This is a genomic window from Bacillus cereus group sp. N31, assembly GCF_016483245.1.
In the GTDB taxonomy this organism is placed as follows: Bacteria; Bacillota; Bacilli; order Bacillales; family Bacillaceae_G; genus Bacillus_A; species Bacillus_A toyonensis.
This window is the reverse complement of record NZ_JAEHCH010000002.1, coordinates 179,034-194,211: the sequence shown is the minus strand read 5'-3', so window position 1 is coordinate 194,211 and position 15,178 is coordinate 179,034. Positions and strand designations below refer to the sequence as shown.

The following is a 15,178-nucleotide window of genomic DNA, read 5'->3' as shown; positions in this document are numbered from 1 at the left end:
AATCATTATTACTAAATCAACTTGTACATGTTTCCCTTTATTTGTCACACACATATCCTATTTTGACCAAGACTATATTGTAAATGAGGTGACAACATGCCCATTACGAATCGATTTTCTACCACCACTAACGGCGCACTCGCTATTACAGGAAACACTTTGGGCTTAAGTAAAATTAGTAACCAAAACCGTGCTGGTACAATCGGGGCAATTGGTGCATTCGCAACTACGAATACTGCTTTACAAGTAACTACTTTTCCTGCTGGTACAACGTTAAACTATACACAAAATAGTTCTACCGCTATTTTAAATATCCCTGCTGGCAGTACGATTCTTTACGCAGAACTCGTTTGGGGTGGAAACTATTTATCTCGTGATCAAAACATTACGAGTGTATTAGGAAATCCAGTTTCTTTCACAACACCTGTGTCAACATACTCCATTACCCCTTCAGCTGTTACAGCTTCAAATCAAACTTTCGTTTCTGGATCTGTCACATTTGGATTTTATACACGATCAGCAGATGTAACGTCACTCGTTCAAGCCGCTGGATCTGGATCTTATACAACAGGTTCTGTCCCTGGACTTGTAGATCCTATAGATGCTTCTAATGGAACAATCAATTCGGCTGGATGGACGCTTATCGTCGCTTATCAAAATGGGACATTACCTGCAAGAAACTTAACCATTTACGTAGCTGGTAACCGTGTTTCTGCAGAAACTGGTAGTGCCGATGTTTCTGTTTCAGGATTTTTAACACCTTCAGGAGGACCTGTAAGCGGGCGGTTATTTTTAAGCTCTACCGAAGGAGATGCTGATTTAACCGGGGATCAAGCTTTATTCGGACCAAATTTCAGTTCATTAAATGCTTTATCTGGACCAAACAATGCTATAAATAATTTCTTCGGCTCTCAAATTAATAATGCCGCAGGGAACTTAGATACAACGGGGACATTTGGAACGCGAAATCAAAGCGCTTCTACAAGTACAAATATCTCCGCAGGAAGGCAAGGTTGGGATATTACTTCCATCGATATTTCCTCTTATTTAACAAACTCACAAGTTTCCGCCGCAATCCGTTTAACTACTAACGGAGATGCATATATGTTAAATACAGTCGGTTTACAAATTAATATAAATTCACCTAACATACAAGCAACGAAAACTGTGAATAAAAGTGTTGCTGCCATTGGAGATATTCTCACTTATACCGTTACTATCCCTAACACCGGACTTCTTCCCGCCAATAACGTTATTTTTATAGATAGTCTCCCTAATGGTACTTCCTTTATACCTGGCACTGTAACGGTAGATAACGTACCACAAACAAATGCAAATCCTGCCGCTGGTATATCTCTTGGAACAATTAACAATAGTGCCTCTCGTACAATAACTTTCCAAGCGACTGTCGTTTCTCTTCCAAATCAAAACCCGATTTCTAACACTGCGAATATTACATTTCAATATACACCAATTGCCGGGGGAACGACTTTTAACGGTCTTGCAACAAGTAACTCTGCAGGAACACAAATTAACCTCGCAGATATTAATGGCACAAAATCAGTTAACAAACTTTTTACCGATATTGGTGAAACATTAACTTACAGTATTGCCTTAGCTAATGTAGGAAATATCGCTGCAACGAACGTTATATATACGGATCCGATTCCTAGCGGGACTACTTTCATTCCAGGGAGCGTAACTGTTAACGGGGTTACTCAAGCGGGAGCAAATCCGGCTAATGGTATATCAATTGGATCGATTGCTGCAAATTCCACTACTACTATTTCATTTCAAGTATTCGCTCCTTCTATCCCTCAAACAAATCCAATATTAAATAGTGGTACAACAACATATCAATACATTCCTGTACCAAACCAACCGGCAGTAAGTGGGACTGATACGACCAATATCGTATCTACTCAAGTGAATAACGCTACTGTAACTATGGCAAAAGCAGTGGATAAAAATTTTGCAGATATTGGTGATAAACTGACTTACACTGTTTCCTTTACAGGTACAGGTAATACGAATGCGAACAATGTTATTTTTACAGATGTCATTCCTACAGGAACAACTTTTGTCCTAAACAGTTTAACAATAGATGGCACGACACAAGTGGGAACAAATCCGGCTAACGGTGTGAATATAGGATCCATCCCAACTGGCACAACAAAAAATGTTTCATTTCAAGTAGTAGTAAATGCAATACCCGCATCAAATGTCGTATCTAACGGATCAAGCGCTTCTTATCAGTACACCGTCAATCCTAGCCAATCACCCGTTACGAAAAACATTTCTTCTAACGTCGTTACTACACAAATTAACAACGCAAACTTAACATTAACAAAATCAACAAATAAACAATTTGCCACAATTGGCGAAACGATAAGTTATACAATTCTTATTACAAACAGTGGAAATACGGCGGCTAATAACGTTCAACTAACAGATCCACTTCCAAATGGAACGATATTAACATTAGGTTCTGTAACGCTCAACGGCGTTTTACAAAATGTAGATTCTCTCGTCGCTTTACCTATCGGCACAATTCCTGGCGGAGCTACTTTCACCTTATCCTTCCAAGTAACAGCCATTAACATTACTGCACAAAACCCTATCATTAATAACGCTTTCGCCTCTTATATTTACACTGTAAATCCAAGCCTGCCACCAACTTCAAAAACTGCAAATTCTAATTCTGTTACATCAACAATTAGACTAGCAAACCTTCACGCTAATAAATCTGTAAGTCAAACGTTTGCGGAAGTTGGAGATGTATTAACTTATACCTTTTCTCTTACAAACGATGGAAATGTTGCGGCGAACAATGTATTACTATCCGATTCAATTGCGAATGGTACTGCCTTTGTACCGAACAGTGTTATAGTTAACGGTGTTTCTCAACCGGGCGCAACACCAGCTAGCATCACTATTGGTAGCATCAATGCTAATGCTACAATTACAGCTTCATTCCAAGTATTAATAACTAGCATTCCAAACCCAAATCCTATTTCGAATAGTGCCTCCATTTCCTATAACTTTACCGTTGATCCAAATGCTTCACCTGTAAGTAAAAATACAACTTCAACCACTACATTTACTCAAGTAAACGATGCAAATGTCATTTCAGCCAAAACAGTGGATAAAGTGTTCGCTACTGTAGGGGATGTATTAACTTATACCGTCGTTTTAACGAATGCAGGAAGTGTTTCTGCTGATAATCTAACTTTCGTAGATACAAATCCAGATGGCACTACCTTTATTCAAAACACTTTCCTTATTAACGGTGTACTTCAAAATAATGCAGATCCAAATATAGGTGTTCCATTACCTGCCGTTCCTGCTAACAGCTCACTTACCGTCTCTTATCAAGTAACTGTCATCTCTTTACCAGCACAAAACCCAACAACAAATTCATCTAGTACACAATATAGTTTCATTTTAAATCCGGGTGATCCACCAACTATAGAAACATCTTTAAGTAATACTGTAAGTACACAAATTAATGTAGCAAATGTAGTTATTGTCAAACAGGTAGATTTAACTATTGCTGATGTTGGGCAACCAATCACATATACAATTGCCCTAGCTAATCCTGGGAATACTCCAGCGAATAATGTAGTTGTTACTGATATACTACCTCCTGGTACGACTCTCATACCAAATAGTATTTTTATAGGCGGTGCTTTACAACTAGGTGCAGATCCAAGTGTCGGTCTTCAAGTTGGCACAATTCCAGCAGGCGGAATTACAACTATTGTCTTCCAAATTAGTACGAATGGGATACCTTCACCAAATCCAGTGCAAAACAGTGCTGCACTTCAATATAGCTTTATCGCAGATCCAAATTTACCTGCTGTTGCGAGAAATGTTACTAGTAATATAGTAACGACACAAATTAATACCGCTAATATTGTTGCTACGAAACTAACAAGTACAAATTTCGCTGATGTTAGCGATGTCATTACGTATGCAACGATTTTAACGAATAACGGCAATATCCCTGCCTCCAATGTAACGTTTACAGATATCATTCCAGCTGGTACCATCTTCCTTCCTAATACTGTAACGATTAACGGTGTCCCTATAGCAAATGCAAACCCTGCTAATGGCATTTTTATCGGTACGATAGGAGCGAATTCATCACGTACTGTTTCATTCCAAGTTTCTGTACCAACTATTCCTAGTCCAAATTCGATAACGAATCAATCGAGCACTACATTCCAATACACGTACGATCCATCCAAACCAGTTGTAATGCAGATGATTGCTTCTAACACTGTACAGACAACTATTAATAATGCAACGATTACCGCTGCAAAATCGGCAGATAAACAGTTTGCGAACGTAAATGATATTATTACTTACACGACTACTTTAATGAATAACGGGAACACACTTACATCAAATGTAATATTTACAGATGTAATTCCAAACGGGACATCGTTCATTCCTAATAGTGTTACTGTAAACGGGAATACACTGCCTAATGTCAATCCAGCAAGCGGAATTGCAATCGACCCAATAAATCCGAATGCCAATACGATTATCTCGTTCCAAGTACAAGTAAATTCTATCCCGAATCCAAATCCAATCCCGAATCAAAGCAATACAACGTACCAGTACGTCGTAGATCCTAACTTACCTCCAGCATCCGCCAATGCGTTAAGTAACGTAATAACAACTCAAATTAATAACGCTACTATTGTCGCTACTAAGTCTGTGAATACACCAACAGCTGCAATTGGTGATATCGTTACCTATACGATTGCAGTAACAAATACAGGTAATACCCCTGCTAGTGCGACTGTTTTAACGGATGGGCTTGGCACAGGAGCTTCATTTATCCAAAACTCCGTAACTATCAATAATGTTCCACAACCAGGATTAGATCCATCACTTGGTATTCACTTGACAGATATTTCGCCAGGAGATACTGTATTCATTACTTTTCAAGCACAAATTTTAGCGATACCACCTAGTGGCACATTAACAAATAATGCTCTTGTAAATTATGAATATACCGTGAATCCAAACCAATCTCCTGCTGTTGGTAGCACAATTACAAATACGACGGTTACCCCAATTATTGATGCTACTCTATCTATAAACAAAACTGTCAATTCAACATTTGCTACTATTGGAGATACACTTACTTTCACTTCAACCATTACTAATTCCGGTAATACTACCGCAAACAATGTTATTTTTACAGATTTAATTCCAAATGGAACAACTTTTATTCCAAATAGTTTTACGATAAATGGAACAACCATTCCTAATGCAAACCCACAAAATGGCATCAATATTGGTAACATGAATTCAAATGCATCTGTTACACTCAGTTTTCAAGTAAACATTACAACACTTCCAAACCCTAATCCAATCCCGAACAAATCATCGCTTCAATATAGCTTTATTGTAGATATAAATGAACCGCCAGTTTCACGAACAGTTAAATCTAATAAAACTTTTACACAAGTAAATACTGCTTCTGTTATCGCAACAAAAACTGCAAGCAGTGCTTTTGCTGCTGATGGAGATACAATTACGTATACAACTACCCTTACCAATAGCGGAAATACTACCGCAAACACACCTGTTTTTATCGATATATTACCACCCGAACTTTCATTCGTTCCTGATAGCGTACAAATTAATACCATCCCACAACTTGGATTTAGACCAGATAGCGGGATTTCTTTAGACTCAATTCCAGTTGGAGGAACGACAACAATTAGCTTTCAAGCTATCGTTGGCTCAATTCCAGCTACTAACCCAACGTTGAACCAATCTAGCACAACATACTCAATCATTGTTGATCCTACCCAGCCGCCGGTGACAGAAACAGCTACAAGTAATCCAACTTTAGTTCAAATTAACGAAGCGATTATTCAAGCAAAGAAAAGTGTAGATCGACTATTTTCTGACGTAGCACCTGGAAATTCATTTTTAACGTATACTGTTTTATTAGAGAATATAGGAAACACAACTGCTACGAATATCATTTTTACAGATCCGATTCCAAATAACGCAGTATTTATAGAAGATAGCGTTCGAGTAGGCGGAGTTTTATTACCTGGGGTAAATCCAGCGAATGGGATACCGATTGGGGATATTATTGCAGGAGATTTTATAAACGTTACCTTCCGTGTGCAAGTAGTTAGCATTCCAAATCCAATTTTCACAATTGGACCAGGCGGACCAAACTCACCGGTTGTAAACGGCGCTTCCATTAATTATCAATTTATGACAGGACCTAATTTACCACTTGTTTCACGAAGTACGACATCTAATTCTGTTTCGACACAAATAAATTCTGGGGAAATTGTGGCAATCAAATCTGTAGATAAAACTTTCGCTACGATTGGCGATACAATTTCTTATACAATTACATTAAGTAACCCTGGAAATGTCACTTCACAAAATATAATTTTCACGGATACTTTACCTGATGGAACGACATTCATATCTGGCACTCTTACAAACGATTCTGGTACACAGCAAATCGGAAATCCAGGTAACGGGATTCAGATTGGAAATATAAACCCAAGTGGAACGGCCATTATTGCTCTCAACGTACTTGTTACAAACATTCCAAGTATAAATCCAATTTCTAATTTTAGTTCTGTACAATTTCAGCATATTGTCAATTCAAGTCAACCAGTTATCACTCAAACCGCTTCATCGAATACCGTTACTACGACAATAAATAGCGCAATATTAACTACCACAAAAAATGCTGATAAATCCATTATTTCTGTTGGCGATACGATTACGTATACATCTACTATTACAAATACAGGAAATACAACAGCAACGAATATTACATTCACAAGCGCTATTCCAGCTAACACTACATTTATACCAAATTCTTTCACAATCAATGGTATGCAGCAATTTGGTGCACGGCCAGCGCTCGGAGTAACTATACCAAATATCGCTCCTGGTAAAACAGTAACCGTTACTTTCCAAGTAAATGTTATTTCTGTGCCTCCTTCAAGTTCAATTATGGATAACGATACAATTTTATACTCTTATACTGTTGATCCAAGTGCCGCTCCTATTACAACTTCTACTTCAACGAATATCGTTACAAACCCGGTACTAGATGCTATGATAACGATGGTAAAATCGGTCGATCAAACAATTGTAACACTAGGTGATACCATTACCTATACAACCATTTTAACGAATAATGGCAATACAAATGCATCGAATATTACTTTCACTGATCTTATTCCAGACGGCACAACGTTCATTCCGAATAGTGTCACAATCAATGGCAGTACACACATCGAACTCGATCCTAATACAGGTATAACAATCGGATCAATTGCTCCTAACAACTCAATATCTATAGCATTTCAAGTTACTGCTACTTCTACACCAACCCAAAATCCTGTAGCCAATTCCGCTACTGCTTCTTACACATTTATCGCTGATCCAAATGCACCGATCGTTTCAAGAAACGTTACTTCAAACACAGTGTTTACTACGATTAATACAGCTAACATTCTTTCATTAAAACAAGTCGATAAATCCTTTAGTCGTATTGGAGACACACTCACTTATACTGTCGTTTTAACAAACAATGGAAACTCATCCGCACAAAATGTTATATTTACAGATACCGTGCCAAGCGTCACTACATTTATTGCAAACACATTTTCTATTAATGGAGTTCCTCAAAGTGGGGTGGATCCATCGAACGGTGTGAATATTGGGACAATAACAGCCGGGACTACAGTAACAGTTTCGTTCCAAGTTACTGTAACATCATTACCAACCAAAAACCCAATTGTAAATTTCTCATCAACATCGTATCAATTAGTCTCACCACCTGATGCAGAGACTTCAATTAGTAATCCTGTTTCAACACAAATTAAGGAAGCCATATTATCTATGACGAAGAATGAAAGTGTATCCTTTGCAGATATCGGGCAAACTACTTTTTACACTACTTCTATTTCGAATATAGGAAATACGGATGCAACGAATATAGTATTCACAGATGTATTACCAAGTGGACTCACATTTGTTCCTAACACATTAACTGTCGATGGCGTTTTACAACCTAACGCGAATCCAAATACAGGTGTATTACTTGCAACACTTCCACCAAATGAAATATATAGTATCGTCTTTCAAGTTAAAGTAAATAGTATTCCCCTTAGTAACCCAGCACCAAATACAGCATCAACGACGTATGAGTTTACTGTTGATCCTGTTAATCCTCCCGCTTCAAGTACAGCTAATTCTAACACTACGCTTCTTCAAATAAACAATGCAAATATTATAAGTACAAAAACGGCAGATCTTACCTTTGCGGATGTTGGTAATACAATAACATTTACACTTAACCTTCCTAATACTGGGAATTTGGTTGCAACTGATGTTACCGTTATCGATATACTTGATAGCAATTTAAGTTTCGTTCCAAATAGTTTCACAGTTAATGGGCAAACCATTCCAAACGCCGATTTATCAACTGGTGTAAATATTGGTTCCATTAATGGTGGTAATACGGCAATCGTTACATTCCAAGCAACTGTTATTACACTTCCAACACTTAATCCCATTTCTAACTCTGCTTCTACCACATATCATTATGTCGTTGATCCTAGCCAGCCATCTATTACAACTTCCAATCAATCTAATACAACGACAACACAAATTAATAGCGCTATCCTTACTGCGCAAAAAAATTCCAATGTATCTACGGTAGATATCGGGCAGGATATTACCTACACCGTTACAATTACAAATAGCGGAGATGTTAGTGCAACGGATGTTATTTTTACCGATCTTATTCCAGACGGAACTTCCTTTGAACCGAATAGTTTTACACTTAATGGAACTAGCATCCCAAATGCGGATATCGTTACAGGCGTTCCAATTGGTGATATCGCGCCAAACGAATCTGCCATTGTAGCATTTCATATTAATGCCAATGAAATTCCGCCTATAAATCCAATTACCAATCAAGCTAGCGTTAGCTTTCAACATATCGTTAATCCAGCCAATCCTCCAGTTTCAAAAAACATTACTTCTAACAATGTTACAACAAAAATTGAAAGTGCTATTTTAAACACTATAAAAATAGGAGATAAAGCATTTGCAACGATCGGTGATACAATTACGTATACAACGACTATTACGAACACAGGCAATATTCCAGCTAACAACGTTGTTTTCTCAGACCCTTTACCGACATGGACACAATTTGTTGCAGAATCCGTTGTTGTTGATGGCACTCCATTATCATCCGCTTCCATTATTGACGGTGTTGGTATAAATACAATCAATCCAAATCAAACTGTAACAATCATATTCCAAGTGCAAATCGTAAGCAATCCAACAACGTTCACACCCGAACTCCAAAACTTAGGATTTGTTAACTTCCAATATAACGTAGGCAATGCATTACAGGCTCAGCCTGGCAACGTGGAAACGAACGTCTTCGTTACTTCTATTAATTCAGCAATACTTTCAGCTGTAAAAACTTCTAGTACAGCCTTTGCGAATATTGGAGACACGATCACTTATACAGTTTTAATTCAAAATAGCGGCAATACGAACGCTACGAATGTAAATTTCTCAGACCTACTTCCAGCAGGAACGACCTTTGTTGAAAATAGTTTTGCTGTAAATGGAAGTACCATTCCAGGTGCAAATCCAAATAACGGAGTTAACATCGGAACCGTTAGTACGAACAGTTCCTTAACCGTTACTTTCCAAGTCATAGTTACATCTACTCCACCTTCAAATCCAATTACAAACGTTGCATCTATTCAATTCGCATTCATTGTTGATCCGGCCTCTCCTCCTGTTACAGGCACAGTAACTTCTAATAGTGCTTCTACACAAATTAATAACGCTACTGTTACAACGGTTTTAGAAGCAAATCGAACAATCGTATCTATTGGAGATATAATTACGTACACTGCAACATTAACAAACACTGGAAACTTTCCTGCAAATTCTGTATTACTCATTAATGGAATTCCTGAAGGGGCATTATTTGTTCCAAATAGTGTTACGCTTAACGGGATTTCACTTCCAGATGCAAGTCCAACGCTCGGCATTCCAGTTGGTATTATCGCACCAGGTGATTCTGCTACTATTACGTTCCAATTTCTTGCAAGTTCTATTCCACCGCAAGGGGCAATAATAAATCAAGCACTTACAAGTTACACGTATATTGTCGATCCGAGTCAACCTCCAGTTACAGCAACATCCTCATCTAATACGGTGACTACAGCTGTCGTTGATGCATCGTTATCCGCAATTAAAAATACAGATTCTCTCGTACAATCTACTAACGGTACAATCACTTACACAGTAGTTGTTCAAAATAACGGAAATACAACTGCAAATACAGTTACTTTAACAGATTTAGTCCCAGAAGGTACTGCATTTATTCCGAATAGCGTGACCATTAATAACATCTCAGTTCCAGGTGCCGATCCAAACGTAGGAATACCATTAAACTCCATCGCGTCGTCAGAAATTGTCACCGTCACATTCCAAGTTATCGTTCAATCTATTCCAAGCGTGAATCCAATTTCTAATATAGCCCGTATTGACTATACTTTTATCGCCGATCCAACTGCTCCTATCATCTCTCGAACAATTACTTCGAATCCAGCTTTCACACAAATTTCAGATGCGAATGTTCTTTCTTTAAAAGCAGTCAATGCACAACAAGCAACAACTGGCGACATTTTAACCTACACGATAACACTAGAAAATACCGGAAATATTCCAGCTACTAATCTCATATTTTCAGATACTATTCCAGAAGGGACCACATTCGTAGAAAATAGTTTTACACTTAACGGAACAGCTATACTTGGTGCCAATCCAAATGTAGGTGTTACTTTGCCTAACCTAGCAGCAAACGCTACTCACCTTATTGCGTTCCAAATTCTTATTAACGATTCATTCTCGCAAGAATCGATTACAAATCAATCTAATACAACATATACAATTCAACCAGACCCAGGGCAACCGCCTATTACTGAAACATCTACAAGTAATATTGTCATTACAAATTTCGTGCAAGCACAATTGACAATTACAAAAACGTCCAATCCAATAACTGTAGATATCGGTGGAACTATCCTTTATATTTCTGAAGTGACAAACATCGGTAATGTTGATGCAATAAATATTATTTTCACAGATTCTATTCCAGCCGGGACTACATTCGTTCCCGATAGTGTCACAATTAACGGTGTCCTGCAGCCAGGTGTAAATCCTGAAAACGGAATACCAATTGGCACGATTCAACCAAACAGTTCCAAAACGATACTATTTCAAGTGCAAACAAATAATCCACCTACTGAAACTGAAATTGTAAATCAATCTTCAACAACTTATCAATATGTAAGTATTCCTACAGCTCCACCAGTGAATCGCTCTGCAAATTCTAACATTGTTACAACATCACTTCAAAATGCAAATATTATTTCTGTTAAACAGGCGGATATTACTTTCGTATCCATCGGGCAAAATATCACCTATACAAATACACTACAAAATATAGGAACTGTTCCAGCTAACAATACGGTATTCATTGACAACATTCCAGAAGGTGCTATATTCATTGCAGATAGCTTATCAATAAATAACGTGATTCAGCCTAGTGCAAACCCTGAAAATGGAGTAATTCTCGGCACCATACAACCAAATGAAACAGTCACTATTTCATTCCAAGTACAACTTACAAATATACCAGAGAACAATACAGTCATTAACATTTCAGACACTTCATATGAATACCAAATTGACCCTAGTTCTCCAATTATTCAGCGTGGATCGTTATCAAATGCAGTAAACACGGAAGTGCGGACGGCTAATGTTCGTGCAATTAAATCTGCCAACAGATCTATTACACGCATCGGTCAAATCATCACATATACAGTCGCAGTTACAAACGCTGGTACAGTACCTATTACAAATACTCTCCTAATTGACGCGATTGCAGCTGGCACCACATTCATTCCCAATAGCATCCTTGTAGATGGCATACCAAGGCCCAATGAAAATCCAATTACCGGAATCACCCTTAATATTATCCTTCCAAATAATACGATTATTGTTACGTTCCAAGTAAATGTAGTCTCTACACCTTCTCAAAATAACATTAATAATATCGCCGTCATTCACTATGAGTATCAACCAGACCCAAGCTTACCACCAATTTCAGAAACGACCTCTTCCAATACTACAAATATACAATTTATTGATGTTATTCTTATCGCTACAAAATCCGCTAATACAGTATTAGCTAATATTGATGAAATCATTGCATATACAGTACTCATTCAAAATAACGGATCCACTACAACTAACTCCATCTTTTTTACAGATACGATAGAAGATGGAACAGTCTTTATTCCGGGAAGTGTAATAGTTAACAACACTGTATTTCCTGCAGCAGATCCAAATATCGGTTTTTCTATTCCTAATATTGCGTCAAGTCAATCGACAACAATAACATTCCAAGTTTCCGTTACGAATTTACCTGCTGTAAATCCAACACCTAATACTGCAAACATCATCTACGACTTTATTTTCAATCCTGACTTTGCACCAATTCAAAAATCTACTACTTCCAATACTACTTTCGTTCAAATTAATGATGCTGATATCATTTCACTTAAAACGGTTGATTTGACCTCTGTAACAATTGGTGACATTTTAACTTATACAACAACTTTAACGAATACAGGGAATACGGATGCCACTGCTGTTGTATTTACAGACAATATCCCTGATGGAACAACCTTTATAGACGGTAGCGTTTTAGTAAATAACATTCCGCAGCTTAATGCCAATCCAAGTAACGGTATACTTGTAGGCACGATTGCTCCTAACGTTACGATCACAGTCACATTTTCCGTTACTGTGGTAGCTCTTCCAGCTAGTGGCCATGTTCAAAATCAAGCAACTTCTCGTTATACAATAAATGGTGAAGAACAAATATCAAGTAGTAATATTACCTTCACTGAAGTTATTTCTGCAAATGTAATTGCAACAAAAACAACACCTATCCAATATGCTGACCTACAAACTATCATCCCTTATACAATTTCCATCACCAATAATGGGAATATACAAGTGGAAAACATTATCGTAACAGATATCATCCCAGCAAATACGAGCTTTATAGAGAATAGTGTTATTGTGAATGGCGACGCTCGTCCAAATGACAATCCACTTAGCGGTATACCAATTGATAACATTCCGCCTAATACGACAGCAAATGTTCTATTCCAAGTACGGGTTACTTCTATTCCGCAAACAAATCCAATCTCTAACACGAGTACAATTCAATATGAATACACAGTACCAGATCAACCACCTATTACCGAAACTATTATTTCATCAGCTGCCATAACAGAAATTCATCACGCGAATTTAAATAGTAATAAAGCTGTTGACCTTGCATTTGCAACGGTCGGTGATACGTTAACGTATACGATTACCCTAAATCAAACTGGTAATGTTGCAGCAAATGATGTAGTTATTCAAGATATTATTCCTCAAGGTACTACGTTTATAGAAAATAGCGTTATTGTAAACGGAGAAACTCTTCCCGGAGTTAATCCAGTAAGCGGCATACCAATTGGCACTATAATTGTTGGTGGAGATGCTATCGCTTCATTCCAAGTTTCTGTGACTTCTATCCCAACACCAAATGAACTCAACAACGAAGCAATTACTACTTTTAACTATATAGTCAACCCAAATAACTTACCTGTTACAAATACGACTACAACAAATACTGTCACAACAACTGTCCAAAATGATAATGTTATTGCTATAAAATCTGCTGATGTCACGAATGCCTTACCTGGTCAAACTTTAACGTATACAATTACGATTACGAATAGCGGTAATGTAACGATTGAAGACCTTCTTGCCAGAGACACCTTACCAATAGATACGACTTTTGTTGCTGGTAGTGTTACGATTAACGGAATCAATCAGCCTAATGAGAATCCTGAAAATGGTATTACATTAGGAAATCTTGCTCCTAATGAATCTGTTATTATTACGTTCCAAGTGACAATATCTTCTTCTACTCTTCAATCTACAATTAATAATAATGCTTCTGTTTCCTATACCGTTATCATTGATCCAACAAAACCACCTATTACAATTACAAAACAAACAAATACCGTTACAACGACAGTCATTGATCCGATGGTTCGCATTGAAAAAACAGCAGACAAATCTATCACCGTTATAGGAGATATCATTACATTCACATTAGCGGTATTTAATCACTCCCCAATCCCGACAATCAGTACTTCTGTTATAGACAGTATTCCAGCTGGTACAACATTTATAGAAAACAGCGTAACAATTAACGGTGCTCCGGTTCAAAATGTTCGTCCAGACACTGGTATTAATATTGGTTCTTTATCTGCAGATACAGTAGCAACTATAACATTTCAAGTTCTCGTAACTTCTATTCCTTCAAACAGTACAATTATAAATTCTGCAATAGTTACCGCTGCTTTTCAATTGACACCACAGGATCCAATTATTACTTTCATTGTTAATTCAAATATTGTTTGTATACCAGTTCAATTTGCAACTGCAACAGTCACGAAAAATGCTTCCGTCAGCTCAGCTTATTTAAATCAATATTTTGATTACACGGTGCGTATTACGAATACTTCCGAGATTTCACTTTCAAATATCTCGTTACAAGACACCATTCCAGCAGGTTTACAATTTATAAACGGCACTGTCTTCATTAATGGGGAACGCTCGCCATTAGCGAACCCGAATATCGGTTTCCTAGTCGCTACTAATTTGGAACCGAACGAAACAATTATCGTGTTATTCACAGTACAAGTGATAAGTCCACCTATTCATAATGAATTTAAAAACACAGCAAACGTTTCTTTACAACTTCAAGTCTCGCCTACCGATCCACCAATTACAGTAACCGTTACAAGTAACGAAAACATCGTCACCTTTATTCCAGAAAATCCAGATGAAACACTACCAAATTTTAATTGTTTCTTTGACGGTGAACGTTTCATACGCATTACTCCTCGAAATATACGAAATTACTTTTGGACTTGGATTTGGTGGCGTTAATCAAAAAGAAAAAGCTTGTAGTTCGGATAATATCCAACCTACAAGCTTT

1 protein-coding gene is annotated in these 15,178 nt (G+C 37.4%); it reads left to right on the top strand.

Annotated features, from left to right (window positions below):
- Positions 1 to 96: 96 nt before the first annotated feature.
- Complete coding sequence (locus JDS81_RS05245; RefSeq protein ID WP_097954660.1) at positions 97 to 15,129, top strand: DUF7507 domain-containing protein; 15,033 nt, start codon at positions 97 to 99, stop codon at positions 15,127 to 15,129.
- Positions 15,130 to 15,178 lie beyond the last annotated feature (49 nt).

Coding starts and splice junctions, on each gene's coding strand:
- JDS81_RS05245 (WP_097954660.1), top strand. CDS start 97: ATGCCCATTACGAATCGATTTTCTACCACCACTAACGGCGCACTCGCT.